The organism is Herpetosiphon sp. NSE202 (assembly GCF_042688385.1).
Taxonomy (GTDB): domain Bacteria; phylum Chloroflexota; class Chloroflexia; order Chloroflexales; family Herpetosiphonaceae; genus Herpetosiphon.
On record NZ_JBHUPY010000015.1, the window covers coordinates 73344 to 88655 of the forward strand.

Below are 15312 nucleotides of genomic sequence, written 5' to 3' on the forward strand. Positions count from 1 at the left end.
TCCCCTCACCCCCAGCCCCCTCTCCCACGAGAACGCGGGCGAGGGGGAGCACCCGTTTTTAACCACGCAGTGCGGCAGAACCACGGCGCTAAAGCCCCTCGCCCGCTACGTGGGAGAGGGGTTGGGGGGAGGGGATCAAGCCGTGGTTAACCTGATGAACCATTACACCTAGCCCCCGATCCCTTGTCGGTTTGGCTTACGAACTATGATTAACGGGAGTTTGTAGGGTAAAAATAAAGCGTGCACCGTGTTGGGGTTGGCTTTCGACCCAAACATTGCCGCCATGGGCCTCGATAATTGCCCGCACGATTGCCAAGCCCAAGCCAGCCCCGCCATAATCGCGGGAGCGCGATTTTTCGCCGCGATAGGTGCGCTCGAAAATATGCGGCAGATCGTCGGGCTGAATGCCTTCGCCTGTATCGCGTACTTCGACATGCACCGTTTGGTTGATTGTTTGGGCTTGAATCGCGATTGTGCCATCGCTAGGTGTGTGGCGCAACGCATTGCTGATCAGGTTGTACAAGACTCGTTGTAATTTTGGCGCATTCATCAGCACTAAATCGGCGGCGGGATCAACTTTGCCGAGCAGTTGCACGCCATGAGCCGCAGCATGGGGTTGCAAATTACTCAACGTATCGGAGATTAAATCGCCAAGCGAGGCGCGTTCTAATTCTAAGCGCAACACGCCAGCATCAAGCTGAGCCATCTCGAATAAATCATCGACCAAGGTGCTGAGGTTGGTTAATTGGGCATTAGCTGAATTAAGGTAGCGCTGTTGAGTTGCTGGCTCAGTTACCACGCCATCTGCTAAGGCCTCGATCATGGCGCGAACTGCGGTTAGAGGGGTGCGCAAATCGTGGGAGATGGCAGCAATCAAATCGCGGCGCGATTGCTCAAGCTCTTGTTGGCGTTGCGCACTTTGGGCTAGCTCATCGGCCATCTGGTTAAAATCGGCGGCCAGCAAACTCACTTCATCGCTGCCATGCTCAGGGATGCGCAAAGTTAAATCGCCTTTGGCTAGTGCGGTGGCTCCGGCCCGAACCTCGGCCAAGCGCGCCACCAACACATTGCCCACGGCGATGCTAAAGCCCAAGGCCAGCACCAACATAAAAATCAATACCAACAGCAACAAGGGTAAATCGTGATCGGTGCTGATGAACATGGCACGGGCCACGCCCTGCAACAAGGCCGCCACCAAAATCCCGCCTAAGCCAATCGCGGCAATAATTTGCGCCCGCAAACTGCGCAACAACGAGAGCATGCGGCTTTGCAAAGCGATAATTGCCACCACGCCAGCCCCAAACCCAAGCGAACCAAACAGCTTGATAATGCCTTCCAATTCGCTCATTGGTAGCATGAGGCCGAAATGGCCAACCAGACCAACTAAAGTCAAGGCAATCGCCAAGGTCAGCAACAAAAGGCTGCATTGCTGCAAAAAGCGTCTCATTGCTCGCCTGCACTGAGTTTGTAGCCCACGCCCCAAACCGTTTGTAAATAGCGCGGCGCGGTTGGGTCGTCCTCGATTTTTTCGCGCAAACGTCGAATATGCACGGTGACCGTGCTGGTATCGGCGGAAAATGTATAGCCCCAAACGAGTTCCATTAGTTGGTCGCGGGTAAACACCCGTTCGCGATGGCGGGCCAAGAAATAGAGCAAATCAAATTCACGCGCGGTCAAGCTAATCGATTTTCCCGCCACTTGCACATCGCGAGTGCGTGGATCGATGCGCAATGCACCTAGCTCAATCGTGCGTTCATCTGGGGGCGGGGCATCGGGCTGTGGTTGAACCCGCCGTAAGACCGCTTCAACCCGTGCTACTAGTTCGCGCGGGCTAAATGGCTTGACCACATAATCGTCAGCGCCCACGCCGAGGCCAATGATCCGATCGTTTTCTTCGCTCTTGGCGGTGAGCATAATCACGGGAGTGCGTTGATCGCTCTGCAAGCGGCGACATACTTCCAAGCCAGTCACTTTGGGCAACATCAGATCAAGTACGACCAAATCTGGCGGTTGTTGACGGGCCAAGCGCAAGGCTTCCTCGCCATCGCTGGCCTCGATCACGCTATGGCCTTCGCGGCGCAAATAGAGGCCCACCACTTCGCGAATATTCGGTTCGTCATCAACCACCAAGATATTGGCCATATGTAATTCCTCAAATTGATCCACGAAGGGCACGAAGGACGAGAAACCGCGAAGAACGCGAAGGGCACGAAGGATAGAAAGGCTATGGGCTATGAGCTATGGGCTTTTGGCTATAGGCTGATGGTTATGGGTGTACGGGTTCATTGCGTTAATCATGATCTGATCCCCTTACCCCAACCCCTCTCCCACGTAGCGGGCGAGGGGCTTTACCGCCGTGGTTCTGCCGCACTGCGTGGTTAAAAACCAGTGCTCCGCCTCGCCCGCGTTTTCGTGGGAGAGGGGGTGAGGGGACACGGTTGCTAAGCCAATAAACCAATCCAGATAGCCACAAGCTAATAACCTCCCATTCTCTGCGCCTCTGGGTTAAAACTTACTCCTGTTCTCCCCGTTTTTGATTTTTGCCTTCTGAATTTAACTTCATCCCTCATCCTTCATACTTTCATTTTACTGGATTGGTGCAACCGCCATCAAGACTTGATATTCTTCGCACCAGATCACGACATTGTTATAGAGCGCAGGATCAAAATCGTCGGGCAGGGGATAATTTTGGTTGCCCTCGGAGCCTTTGAGTTTGCTCAATTCAAGGTAGCCTGCCTGCAAATCGCTTGGCTGATGAATATCGGAGGCCATGGCAACAAACACATACATATCTGGGCCTGGCTCGACGTAGAAATCATTGAGCCGCAACATCATGCTGCCATCTGGTTGTTTATAGAGCATTGCCATGCCACGACTTTCATGGTCGATGCCGCGAAATGCGCCAGAACTGAGCATCACTGGCTCGGCTGGCACGGCGCTTGGCTCAACCCGCGATTCCGCAGTTGGCATGATGGTTGGATCAATCATATCATCGGTCATCGGATCAGATGGTTGCATCATATCGTCGGTCATCGACATCGGATCAGTTTGCATCATATCGTCGGTCATCGACATCGGATCAGTTTGCATCATATCGTCGGTCATCGACATTGGCTCGGTTGGCTGCATCATCGAATCGACGGTTGGTTGCATTGTGGCCATTGGCGCGCTGCTGGTGGTTGGGAACGGCTCATTGACGGTTGTTGGCGCTGTGCCACACGCGGCTAAGCCACCAAGCAGAATTAACATTGCAAAAGAGCGTACTTTCATCGCTAACCTCCATAAAACTTCTATGCTTTAGTTATAACGGCTAGCACTTAACCACTGCTTGCGTAAAGCTTACAAAACCCTAAACAAACTATCATTAGACCTAAAGTAGGATATGCATTTATTAGCATAGCAATATACTATCTTCAGCAATTATTCCAATCTTGAATGACATCAAAAGGAGCCATCATGGCTGAATCAATGCGCAAGCAACCAAGCGGAATGCTCGCATTTAGCATTATGTGGTTTGGGCAGGTCGTTTCATTGCTTGGCAGCGCCATGAGCAGCTTTGCCTTGACCTTTTGGGCTTGGCAAATTACCGAAAAAGCTACTGCCTTAGCGCTAGTCGGCTTTTTCTCGTTTGCGCCGAGTATTCTGGTTAGCCCGTTTGCTGGTGCGTTGGTCGATCGCTGGAATCGTAAAGTTGTGCTGATTCTAAGCGATTTGGCGACTGGCGTATCGACGATTGCGATTCTGCTGCTCTACCATAACGATGCGCTGCAAATTTGGCATTTGTATGTGGCCGGAGCGTTTGCTAGCGTTTTCCAATCGTTTCAATGGCCAGCCTATTCGGCAGCAGTTTCGACGATGCTGCCCAAGCAACACTATGCGCGGGCCAGCGGCATGATGTCGATGGCCGAATCGGCGGCGGGGATTGTTGCGCCGGCCTTAGCTGGCTTTTTGCTCAGCGTCATTGGCATTGGCGGGGTGTTAATTATTGATATTGTGACGTTTAGCTTTGCCGTATTGGTTGTGCTATTTGTGCATATTCCGCAGCCAACCCAAAGCGAGGCGGGCGCAGAAAGCAAAGGCAGTTTATGGCGCGAGGCTGGTTTTGGCTTTCGCTATATTTTGGCCCGACCAAGCCTGCTGGGCTTGCAGTTGACCTTTTTTATGATTAACTTCGTTGGCTCGTTTGAAGCCACCATGACTAATCCGATGATTCTAGCCCGCACCAATAGCAACTCGGCAATTATGGGCACTGTCCAAGCGGCGATGGGGGTTGGCGGCGTACTTGGCGGTCTGATGCTGAGTGTTTGGGGCGGCCCAAAGCGCAAAGTCCATGGCGTGCTTGGGGGCATGGCGCTGACCAGCTTTTTTGGTGGCATTGTGATGGGCTTGGGCCAAAATGTGGTTATTTGGTCGATTGCTGCCTTTGGCTTGCTGTTTGTATTGCCAGTGCTCAATGGCTCGAACCAAGCGATTTGGCAAGCGAAAGTGCCGCCCGATATTCAAGGCCGCGTGTTTGCCGTGCGCCGCATGATCGCCCAAATTTCGGGGCCGGTCGCAATTTTGATTGTTGGGCCGCTGGCCGATAAAATCTTTGAGCCGCGCATGGCCGAGGGTGGGGCGTGGGTTGGTATGTTTGGCAGTTGGGTTGGCAGTGGCAAAGGCGCAGGCATCGCCTTGATTATGGTCCTGAGTGGTATCGTTGGGATTGCCGTCGCCGTCATTGCCTATGGTGTGCGCGTCGTGCGCCATGCAGAAGATTTGATTCCCGACCATCAGGATAGCCCAAGCAGCAACCCCGAACTGCAAGCAGAACCAGCCTAAACGATTGACAATCGATGAGACAAAGCTTGTTACAATCAATTTGAAATGCTTCTAGTATGAGGATTTGCACGCTATGGCAGATGCAGGCAGCAGCGAAAAACGCAGCGATTCGGAAAGCCCCAAGCCACCGCAAGAGGTGGTGAGCGTGACCCACGGGCGGGTAAAAATCAATGGTACTGATATTCCCTACACCGCCACTGCTGGCACAATCGTGCTCTACGAGGACGATCCAGAGTTTAAGCAAGCGCCCAAGGCCAAAGCCACAGTCTTTTATGTGGCCTACACCCGCAGCGATATTGATGATCAGACGACCCGCCCAATTACCTTTTCGTTCAATGGCGGGCCTGGCTCAGCCTCGGTTTGGATGCACCTTGGCTTGTTGGGGCCAAAGCGGGTTTTGATGGCCGATGAAACTGGCAATTTGCCAGCGCCACCATTCCGCTTGGTCGAAAACGAATATTCCTTGCTCGACCAAAGCGATTTAGTCTTTATCGATCCGATTAGCACGGGCTATAGTCGGGCGGCAACTGGCGAAAATCCCAATCAATTCCATCAATTTACCAAAGATATTGAATCGATCAGCGATTTTATTCGGCTCTACACCACGCGCGCCAAGCGTTGGCTCTCGCCCAAATATATCATCGGCGAAAGCTATGGCACGACCCGCGGCTCGGCCATTACTAATTATTTGCAAAATCGCTACGGCATGTATCTCAACGGAATTATGCTGATCTCGTCGATTCTCGATTTTCAAACTGTCGAGATGGACCCAGGCAACGACTTGGCTTACATTGTGATTTTGCCAACCTACGCCGCCACCGCTTGGTATCACTCCAAACTCGATGGCAAATTGCAGCTTAGTTTGGCTGATACGTTGGCCGAAGTCGAGGCGTTTGCAACTGGCGAGTATGCCACGGCCTTGCTGCAAGGCGATGGTTTGGCTGAAGGCAAACGCCGCTCAGTTATCCGCAAATTAGCACGCTACACTGGCTTAAGCGAACGCTTTATCGATCAAAGCAATCTGCGGATTGATCTGATGCGCTTTACTAAGGAATTGCTACGCGATCAGCAGCGTACAGTAGGCCGCTTGGATAGCCGCTTCGTGGGCATCGACCGCGATCCAACCCGCGAATCGTTTGAGTATGATCCCAGTTATGCGGTAATTCATGGGCCATACAGCGCGACGTTCAACGATTATGTGCGGCGCGAATTGAAATTCGAAAGCGATGATGCCTACGAAATTCTGACCTCGAAAGTGCGGCCTTGGAAATATGATAAGCATGAAAACCAATATGTGAGCGTCACCGAAGCCTTGCGCTCAGCCATCTCGCAAAATCCCTATCTCAAAGTGTTTGTGGCCAGTGGCTTTTTCGATTTCGCCACACCCTACTACGCCACCTTGCACACCTTCAATCACCTTGGGCTTGAGCAAACCTTGCGCAACAATATCGTGATTAAACATTACGAAGCAGGGCATATGATGTATACCCATTTGCCTTCGCTGGCAGAGCTGAAACGCGACCTCGAAGCGTTTGTCAGCCAAACCAAAAACGTCTAGTTAAATACCAAGCCCACGGTGAAACGAAATCACCGTGGGCTTTTTTTAGGCGTTGGTTTGCGCGAATAAATCCACAATTGTCGCGGCGGTAGTTTGGGCTTGGCGCACGCAATCGGGAATTCCCACGCCGCGGAAGCCGCTGCCACAGAGCAACAAGCCCTCTGGGCACAAGGCTTCTAGCTGATCCATACGCTGGAAGTGGCCAACATCATATTGCGGGTTGGCCTCATTCCAACGGGCTACGCCGCTCCAAACTGGCTCGGCATCGAGGCCAAAAATTGCTTTAAGCTGATCGCGCACCAATTCAGTTAAGCGCTGATCATCTAAGCGCAGCACTTCGGGGTGTTTCGAGCCGCCAACAAAGGCTCGCAGCAGCATATAATCTGCTGGGGCGCGTCCGGCAAATTTGCGCGAGTTGATCGTTACGGCGTTAATCAGGCGATGCTCACTGCGCGGAATCACCAAGCCATAGCTATCGAAGGCCATGGTGCTTTCGCTACGCCGAAAGGCCAACGAAACCGTGCCAGTGCTAACATAGCGAATGGCTTGCAAGCGCTCGGCCAGTGCTTCGGCCCATGGCTGCACCAATGTAGCGGCGGCATAACTTGGCACGGCCAACACCACCACATCGGCATCAACGCGGCTGCCATCATCGAGGGTTAACTGATAGGCTGGAGCGTTGGTTGGGTCGTAGCGCAATTCTTGCACCCCGCAATTGGTGCGTAGCTCGACCGTTAATTGGTCAACCAAGGTTGTGATTAGCTGCTCGATGCCGCCGCGTAAGCTAATAAATGGGCTTAATTGCTGGCCTTTGGGCTTGCCTGCTTTGACCTTGGCGGCTCGAATCCCACGAATTACGCTGCCATGGCTGCGTTCAGCCTCGATAAAACGTGGAAAGGTTGCTTCGAGGCTTTGGCGATCTGATTCTGCATTGTGAATGCCAGACATTAATGGCTCGCCCAATTTATCGAGCGCTTCGGCTCCAAAACGGCGGCGCACAAAATCGGCCAACGATTCATCGGCGTTGCTTTGACGGGCAGGCAACACCAAATCGAGCAACATACGCAATTTGCCCGGCCACGAAAGAATTGGCGTGCGCAGCAGCGGCCAAAATTCAGTTGGCACAACCAAATTAATCCCATCGGGCAATGGCTCGGGCTGGCCACGATGCAGCACAAACACTTTATGCCGGGCTGGCTCAGTCGAAATCAACTGATCATCCAAGCCCAATTCACGAGCCAATTGTAAGCCCCACGGTTTTTGGCTAATAAACGCATCTGGCCCAGCTTCGACCAGCAATTCGCCAGCAGCGTCGGGCAAGGCGACATGCTTGGTGAGCAATTTGCCACCCAGCCGTTGATCGCGCTCAAAAAGCTGTATCTTGGTCAGACCTTGTTTTTGTAAATACCATGCTGTACTAAGGCCAGCGATGCCACCGCCAATAATGGCAATTCGTGGCTGATCAGCAACATCCATTGCAAACCTCATCGTAGTGGAAACTACCGCTAGTGTGCAGCGCTTGCGGGTTTCTGTCAATCAGTTATTGAATGGATCTGGTGAAGATTAAGCAGCATTAAGCGGTAGGATTCTTCGCCCGCGCAAGCCGCGCAGCAAGACACACAGCCCACCCGCCATGAGCCAGAGCAATTGACCACCAGAGCTTGGTGGCAATCCAGCGCTTTGACCAATCACTGGCAGCGCAGGCTCCAAGGTTGATTTTGGCGTTGGTTGCTCGCTTGGCTCTGCGGTTGGTACTGCGGTTGGCGCAGTGGTTGCAGTTGGTTCTGTGATAGCAGTAGCAGTTGCGGTAGCAGTGGCCGTAGCGGCAATCGCTGGCTCATTCTGCATTGTATTGGTGACGCGAAAACGGCTATCAGCACTGACGGTATTGGCATTGCTGGCACCGAATTGGGTGCGGAATGAACACGAGCCGACCGAACTGCCCGTAACCACGACCGACAGCGAACGATTCGAACCACCGTTCAGATCGCTGGAATCGCTTGAGCCTGGCTGGGCGCTAATACACGAGCCAGCATTGAAATTGAAATTCAAGCCAGTTGCTCGTGAGCCACTTGCGTTATTGCCAAACACAACCGTCACATTTTCTTGCGCCCCAGCAGCCAAGGTGATGTTGCCTGATGGGTTGACCTCGCCATTGATGATGTGAAACACGAACAGATCAGGCGTTGGCGTTGGGGTTGCGGTTAACGTCGGCGTTTCGCTCGGTGTTGGCGTTTCACTTGGCGTTGGTGTCTCGCTTGGTGTTGGCGTTTCGCTTGGTGTTGGCGTTTCGCTTGGTGTTGGCGTTTCGCTTGGTAACGGTGTATCTGTTGGCAACGGCGTTTCGGTTGGCGTTGGCACATCGGTTGGCGTATTGGTTGGGATCGGCGTATTGGTCGCTGTTGGCGTGTTGCTCGGCGTAGGCGTGTTGGTAATGGTTGGCGTAAAGGTTGGCGTGCGCGTATTGGTCACCGTTGGCGTGTTGCTCGGCGTAGGCGTGTTAGTTGGCGTAAAGGTTGGCGTACGCGTATTGGTCACCGTTGGCGTGTTGCTCGGCGTTGGGGTATAGGTCAAGGTCGGAATCGTGGTTGGCGTGCGGGTATTGGTCGCCGTTGGCGTAATGCTCGGTGTGAGCGTGTTACTTGGCGTAGGCGTATTGGTTGCTGTCGCCGTGTTGGTTGGCGTAGCAGTTCTGGTTGGCGTTGCAGTTGGGGTACTGGTTGGCGTGCTGGTTGGTTGCGGTGTTGCCGTCGCACAGCCATCACACACAATCGTCCAATTCAAGCTTGCCTGAACTGGCGTTTGATTATCGGCAGTTAAAATTGCCGTAACCGAACAATTACCAACATTATTGGCCGAAATAACTGGCGAAAGTGTAAAGCCTTGATGCGCGCCCAGCGTAATTGGTGCACCACTGGTGCTGATGCTTGAGTCAATACAGGTTCCGCTTACGCTGATATTGACGTGTGCATTCGCCGCTGGAGCATCGCCAGCATTGCCAAAGACCACAAAGACCTGCTTGGTGTCGTTATTTTCCAGCGATGGATTAACTGGATTGACGACCCCATCGACGCGCCAAGCGATATACAACTCTGGCGCAGGTGTTGGCGTTGCGGTTGGCGTAGCTGTATCGGTTGGCGTAGCCGTATTGGTTGCAGTTGGCAGATCGGTCGGCGTGGCCGTCGCAGTTGCGGTGGCTGTCGCCGTATTGGTTGCGGTTGGCAGATCGGTTGGCGTGTTGCTTGGCACAAACGGCGTGTTGGTTGCCGTGGCAATAATTGGCGTATTGGTTGCGGTAGCAGGCACAGGCGTAATAACCGGCACGTCGGTTGGCGTGTTGGTTGGCGTGGCTGGCACAGGTGTAATAACCGGCACGTCAGTTGGCGTGTTGGTTGCTGTGGCTGGCACAGGCGTGCTTGTTGGAATCCGCGTGTTGGTTGGCGTGGCAGTTGGCAATGCGGTTGCAGTTGAACTTGGCAATGCCGTATTGGCCACGGTTGCGCTCGCAGGAACCACCGTCGTTGCCGCAACACTCGTGCGCGTTGGTGTGTTGCTTGGCGCTGGCTCAAAGGTTGGTCTGGTTGGATTGATCGTTGGGTTCACAGTTGGCGTGCGCGTATTCGCGGTTGCGCTTGGGTTTACCCGTGGCGTAGAGCTTGGCTCAGCAGTTAATTCCGAGGTTGGCTCAGTTGTTGCCGCAGTTGCACTGCCAATCGGAATCCCTTCGTCCTTGGTTGGCGTGGGTGTGTTGGTGCTGGTCGATGTTTTGGCTGCATCAGTTGCTGGCGTTGGTTTGCCAGTTGGCGTTGCAGTTGGCATCAAATCAACAATCCCAATTGGCACAGGCGTTTCAGCTGCAACCAAATTTGGGTTAGCTGGCTGATCGCTGATTTTGCTGCGAATTGCTTCTTGGCCAATTGGAAATGGCGCTGTGCCATTCCACGCTTCATAATTGGCAAACGGTGGCAGCAAGACCTCAGGCCCAGAAGCATTAACTGGAGTTGTCCAGCGCACAACCATTAACGATGAGCAACCCATAACCAACAACACCGCTAAAATCACAATCGAACCGATCGTTAATAACAATCGGTCGCGTGGTTCTTGGCTATTTGGTTGTGGTATGGCGCTATTGCTCATGAATTTGCTACCGTTGCCTTCATTAAGTCGTAGTTGCTTGGCTCAAGTTGCAGCATTGGAAATTGCATAATGAAGCTTGAACCAACGCCTTGGGTGCTATCGACCCAAATTTTACCATTATTGCGTTCAACTAATTGTTTCGTAATCGCTAAACCAAGCCCAATCCCGCGTTCTTTCGAGGTCAGGCCACTTTGCTCGCCGCCCCGTTGAAAGCGCTCGAACAAGCGCTCGTAATCTTGGCTGGCAATCCCCGGGCCAGTATCGATTACCGCAATTTGAATGCGCTGATCGACAGTTTTGGCTTGCACCGTCACTGTGCCAGTTTGGGTATAGCGGCGGGCATTCTCCAAAAGCTGGGTCAGCATTATCTTGAAGTGGTCGCGATCTACTACAATGTACGGCATGTTCTCTGGAATATCAATGAGCAATTTGAGTTGTTTTTGCTCAAAGCCCTTCTGGAAGGTCTGCGCGATTGGTGGCAAGAGTTCAGTTAATAGATGTTGCTCAATTTGTGGTTCCATGTTGCCTGCTTCGATGCTGGCAATCACAATCACATTTTGCAGCACTTCGACCATGCTTTGGCCTTGTTGGCGAATTGTGGTCATAAATTGGGTTTGCTCGTCGGTCAATGGCCCAACAAAGCCGCGCAACAGTAAATCGGCATAGCCACAAATTGAGGTCAACGGCGTGCGCAGTTCGTGTGAAATCGTCGCAATAAAGTCAGTTTTGGCCCGATCCATTGCCCGTTCTTCGGTCACATCGTGCAACACTAACACTTCGCCCGATTGGAAGCCTTCGCGTTCAACTGGTGCTGCATTGACGGTCAAGATACGCTGAGCGCTGGTTTCGTAAAAGGTTGTGGCCGTGGGTGTGGCAAACAGTTCAGCGCCACCCGACAACGGCGTAAGTTTGAATTCTGCAAAGCTCTTGCCTAGCAAATCGGCTTCACTCGCGCCGAGCATGGCGGTGGCAGTGTGATTGACCAAAATAACCTTGCCATCAGGATCAAGCACAATCACACCATCGGCAATACTTTGCAAAATTGCCTGCTTGCGGCTAGCTTCATCTTGAACCGTGGTGTAGAGCACAGCGTTTTGCATGGCCGTGGCGGTCATACTGGCAATTGCGCTCAGTGGCTCGCGAATGCTGCTGGCTGCTGGCATAGCGTGATCATTCTTCACCAACAACGCGCCAATAACTTGTTGCTGGGTGCGCAAGGGCAAAACCAACTGTACATTCGGCGCAAGCGGGCGCAAAGCACTATCCAAAGCCGGATTTTCGGTAATCGTCACCATTGGCGCGAGCGTTTCAAGGCTAGTTGCCGGAAATGGTCGCGCAATTTCGCGCACAGTCTCGGTAGTGACATAATGCCAAACGCCTTGCTCAACCACCAAAGCATCAATTTCGGCCTCAGGAATCAAGCGCTGCACAGCGGCAGTGGTTTGGGTCAAAACGCCATCAAGAGTTAATTCGGTGCCGAGTTGGCGACTGGTGCGATACAAATCGAGCAAGCGATCGGTCATATCATTTAAAACCGTCGCGAGCGTGCCAAGCTCGTTTTCCTCGGAAACAAAACTACGGCCTTCTAAATCGCCGCTTTTGATCCGCAAGGCAGTATTAACCAACTCACCCAGTGGCACGGTGATGCCACGGGTCACGCGCACACTGATCCAAATGATTGAGATGAGCGAAAGAATGCCGAAGAGGAAAATCAGCACCCGCGCTTGTTGCCACGCCCGATCGATGTTGCTGCGTGGCAGACCAACCGCAAAATAGCCATTTAACGCCCGCCGAATCCGCATTGGGCTATACATCACTTGATAGCTGGTATCGCCGCGTTGAATCGTGGTAAACAATGTGCCACGAGTTTCTGGGTCGGGGTTGGCTTGGCTGGCCTTAATTTGCTCAATCTGATTGGCGCTGATGACCAGTTCAGCTGCTTCTTGCGGCGGATTGCTGGTCAAAACGCTACCATCGCTATTGAGAATTGCAGTAATTGTTGCGCCGTTGCGGGGTGGTAATTCCTCGTTGACAATTCGCTCTAATGGCTCGGCATAGATAATTGCCCCAACCACTTGCTCGCTGCTGCCAACCGTTAATTTGACCGGAGCAACCACAAAAAACATCGTGTACGGCGGATTTGTGCCGATGCGCAAGAGGCTGGCATATTTATCGCCATAATCATCAACTTGGCCGCGCAGCACCGCCTGAATCAAGCTATCTTTGGCCAATTCGCTGCTACCAACCAGCGAGGGGCTGCGGCTCAATACCGCTGAACTAGCGGCATCGACCAAAACTTGGCCATCAGCATTCAAGGCAATTAAGCGTGAGGGCTTAAAATAATTAAAGGCATTGTTGACGATCTTTTCAACCTGATCAACGTCATTTTTGCTAAATGCCTCGGCAGTGCTCAGTAAATCTTCTTTTTCGTTGGCAGGTGAAGTGACAAGCAGGCGCAAGTTATCGAGAATTTGGGCTTCGATTGTTTCCAAGCCAACGCCAGTGTTGGTGGCGCTGGTGCGCAACGATTGATTCAGTTGGTTCTGCAAGCTTTGAGCATACAGCCAAAAAATAATCACAATCAATAAACCCGACAAAAATGCTAGCAACAGCAAATATGGCAGGGTGATTTTATACCGAATGCGACTTTTAAGCCGTCGCCGCAGGTTGACAAACATACAAGGTTATTTCACTGCTGGCTCATATGGAATGGTAAATGAGAATGTACTGCCTTGACCTTCAGTGCTTTCGACCCAAATTCGCCCACCATGGGCTTCTGATGCAAGTTTGGCAAAGGCTAAGCCCAAGCCAGTGCCTTTACGTTGGCCAGCAACCTGCACAAATTTATCGAAAATCTTGGCACGGTAGCTTTCAGGAATCCCTGGCCCCGCATCAATCACACTCCAACAGATCGTCTGTTGGTTATTATCGGCTAGTTGGCGCACGCGGATTGTAACACTTCCATCAACTGGCGTAAATTTAATCGCGTTGTCGAGCAAGTTTTGCAACACCCGCACAATTTTATCTTGGTCAGCATCGATAATAGGCAAGTTCAATGCCATATCCAGGTTAATGCTGATGTTCAGGCTGCGAGCCGAGTTAATCAAGCGTTCAGAAGCGCGATCGGCAATTTCGTAGGCTGAGCATGGCGCACGATTCAGCACCAATTCGCCTGCTTCCATCTTGCTAATATCGAGCAAGGTGTTGATCATGCCGACCATTTCCTGGCTACTATTGTTGGCAATATCGAGCAATTCGCGCTGTTGGTCGTTGATGGGGCCAGCAAAACCACGCCGCACCATGGTCATGCCATTGATGATCGCGGTCAGCGGCGCACGTAAATCGTGCACCAACATACCCATATAATCTTCGCGAATTTGGGCTAGTTGATATTCCTCGCTAATATCGTGGAATACAATCAGCGTGCCAATCACATTGCCAAAATTATTGCGCACAGGCAACGGCTCTTGGCGCACATAGCGGGTGCGGGGCCGTAGCACTTCAATTTCGTAGGCTTCGCTATTGGGCAATTCGTTGACCACCCGCGATTGCTCTTTGATGCGGGCCAGAATATCGCTGCCAGCCTCGCCAATGATATGTCGCCATTCCCAGCCAAACAATTCGCCCAGCATCGGGTTGGCAGTCAGCACCACATCATCAGGATCGATCATCAAAATGCCGTCAGTGGTGGAGTTGAGCAGCGCTTGCAGGCGGTTGCGGTTTTGCGAAACTTCGTGAAACAGATTGGCATTATCGATTGCCACGCCCACCGTGTTGGCCATCGCTTGCAGCCGTTGGGTGTCTTCTTCATTAAACACACCTTCCAACTTATTCAGCAATTGAATCACGCCAATTTCACGATTTTTTACCAGCATGGGCACGCACAAGGCTGAGCGGGTTACAAAGCCCACATCTTCGCTAACCCGCCGATAGAAGCGTGGATCGTTTTGGGCATCGAGCACAACGACTGGTTGGCGGGTCGTAATTGCGGCCCCGACCAAGCCTTGGCCCGGTGGCACGCGCACTCCAGCCAATTTTTCCTCGCCAGCTTCGAGCGTCATCACAAAAACCAACTCGTTGGTTGCAGGATCGAGCAGCAGCAATGAACCGGCTTCAACCTGAAAATATTCGTTGATCTTCTTGACCACCAAGCGATAGACTTGGCGTGGATCGAGTGATGAAGTGATGGTGGCGGCAATATCGTTGAGGGTATTAATTTCTTGGTTGCGTTTGGCGGTATAGTCTTTGAGTTGCAAGGCCGAAACCGCCAAGGCCACATGCTGAGCCAACAATTGAGCAGCCTCAATCGCAGCGCTCGACCAACGACCTTTCTTAGGCAACAATAACGCTAAAAAGCCAATTAGTTGCTGGCTTGCTTTTAATGGCAAGACCAACAATTGAGCTTGAGGGCTCTCATCATCGCTTGGCAGGGTTGGCGTTTTGTGCTCAATCGTGTGGGTAATCGCCTGATCGAGCAATTTTTGGCTAGCTTTGCTTGGGTTGCCATACAGATATGGCGCAGGCGAAGCATTATGATGTTCGTTATCGAGCAGCCCTAACTTAACTACTTCGACCCCAAAACCAGTAGCACACCATTCGGCCACTGTTGCGAGCAAAGTCCCAAGATTTGCTGCGTTGTTGATTGCCTCGGCAATTGCCAACAACTGAAAACCGCCAGTTGGACGTGCGTGATGTTGGGTAGTTGCAACGTCAGCCATAGGTGTTGTGCTCAAATCGTAGATTTCAGGCTTCTCTGAGGAAAATTATACTGTAGAGCATGCCCCAAACGCAAGGAG

The 15312-nt window shown here is 52.3% G+C and carries 9 protein-coding genes; 2 read left to right on the forward strand and 7 right to left on the reverse strand.

What is annotated here, in order from left to right; all coding sequences use genetic code 11:
* Positions 1–196 precede the first annotated feature (196 nt).
* The 3 genes from ACFMKP_RS18335 to ACFMKP_RS18345 form a co-directional block, all read right to left on the reverse strand.
* Positions 197–1447, reverse strand: a complete 1251-nt coding sequence (locus ACFMKP_RS18335) for a sensor histidine kinase (RefSeq protein WP_382293874.1) — start codon at positions 1445–1447, stop codon at positions 197–199.
* A complete protein-coding gene (locus ACFMKP_RS18340) occupies positions 1444–2142 on the reverse strand; it encodes a response regulator (RefSeq protein WP_382293876.1) in 699 nt (232 codons plus the stop codon). The genes ACFMKP_RS18335 and ACFMKP_RS18340 overlap by 4 nt, the downstream gene beginning before the upstream one ends.
* 444 nt (positions 2143–2586) lie before the next feature.
* Positions 2587–3270 carry a DM13 domain-containing protein gene (locus tag ACFMKP_RS18345; RefSeq protein WP_382293878.1) on the reverse strand — a complete coding sequence of 228 codons (684 nt, stop codon included), beginning with the start codon at positions 3268–3270 and terminating at the stop codon, positions 2587–2589.
* A 186-nt stretch (positions 3271–3456) separates the two neighbouring features.
* Between ACFMKP_RS18345 and ACFMKP_RS18350 the strand changes: the two genes are divergently transcribed.
* Together ACFMKP_RS18350 and ACFMKP_RS18355 are read left to right on the forward strand one after the other, a co-directional pair.
* Positions 3457–4821: an MFS transporter gene (locus tag ACFMKP_RS18350; protein ID WP_382293880.1), complete on the forward strand. Its 1365-nt coding sequence runs from the start codon at positions 3457–3459 to the stop codon at positions 4819–4821.
* 73 nt (positions 4822–4894) lie between these two features.
* Positions 4895–6379, forward strand: coding sequence for a S10 family peptidase (locus ACFMKP_RS18355; RefSeq protein ID WP_382293882.1), 1485 nt, complete (start codon positions 4895–4897; stop codon positions 6377–6379).
* Between the two features lie 45 nt (positions 6380–6424).
* Here ACFMKP_RS18355 and hemG read toward each other — a convergent pair whose 3' ends face one another.
* The 4 genes from hemG to ACFMKP_RS18375 form a co-directional block, all read right to left on the reverse strand.
* Positions 6425–7855 carry a protoporphyrinogen oxidase gene (gene hemG / locus ACFMKP_RS18360; protein WP_382293884.1) on the reverse strand — a complete coding sequence of 477 codons (1431 nt, stop codon included), beginning with the start codon at positions 7853–7855 and terminating at the stop codon, positions 6425–6427.
* 87 nt (positions 7856–7942) lie between these two features.
* The gene (locus ACFMKP_RS18365; RefSeq protein WP_382293886.1) at positions 7943–10516 is read right to left on the reverse strand and encodes a hypothetical protein; all 2574 of its coding nucleotides are present in this window, start codon (positions 10514–10516) and stop codon (positions 7943–7945) included.
* Positions 10513–13194: an ATP-binding protein gene (locus ACFMKP_RS18370; RefSeq protein ID WP_382293888.1), complete on the reverse strand. Its 2682-nt coding sequence runs from the start codon at positions 13192–13194 to the stop codon at positions 10513–10515. Before ACFMKP_RS18370 ends, ACFMKP_RS18365 begins: the two co-directional genes overlap by 4 nt.
* Before the next feature lie 6 nt (positions 13195–13200).
* Positions 13201–15234 (reverse strand): ATP-binding protein, encoded by a 2034-nt coding sequence (locus ACFMKP_RS18375; RefSeq protein ID WP_382293890.1) that lies wholly within the window; start codon positions 15232–15234, stop codon positions 13201–13203.
* Between the last annotated feature and the right edge of the window lie 78 nt (positions 15235–15312).

What these genes read in the sequence shown, in the direction of transcription:
- ACFMKP_RS18355 (WP_382293882.1), top strand. Translation starts at nt 4,895, where the DNA reads ATGGCAGATGCAGGCAGCAGCGAAAAACGCAGCGATTCGGAAAGCCCC.
- ACFMKP_RS18345 (WP_382293878.1), bottom strand. Translation starts at nt 3,270, where the DNA reads ATGAAAGTACGCTCTTTTGCAATGTTAATTCTGCTTGGTGGCTTAGCC.
- ACFMKP_RS18370 (WP_382293888.1), bottom strand. Translation starts at nt 13,194, where the DNA reads ATGTTTGTCAACCTGCGGCGACGGCTTAAAAGTCGCATTCGGTATAAA.
- hemG (WP_382293884.1), bottom strand. Translation starts at nt 7,855, where the DNA reads ATGGATGTTGCTGATCAGCCACGAATTGCCATTATTGGCGGTGGCATC.
- ACFMKP_RS18350 (WP_382293880.1), top strand. Translation starts at nt 3,457, where the DNA reads ATGGCTGAATCAATGCGCAAGCAACCAAGCGGAATGCTCGCATTTAGC.
- ACFMKP_RS18335 (WP_382293874.1), bottom strand. Translation starts at nt 1,447, where the DNA reads ATGAGACGCTTTTTGCAGCAATGCAGCCTTTTGTTGCTGACCTTGGCG.
- ACFMKP_RS18375 (WP_382293890.1), bottom strand. Translation starts at nt 15,234, where the DNA reads ATGGCTGACGTTGCAACTACCCAACATCACGCACGTCCAACTGGCGGT.
- ACFMKP_RS18365 (WP_382293886.1), bottom strand. Translation starts at nt 10,516, where the DNA reads ATGAGCAATAGCGCCATACCACAACCAAATAGCCAAGAACCACGCGAC.
- ACFMKP_RS18340 (WP_382293876.1), bottom strand. Translation starts at nt 2,142, where the DNA reads ATGGCCAATATCTTGGTGGTTGATGACGAACCGAATATTCGCGAAGTG.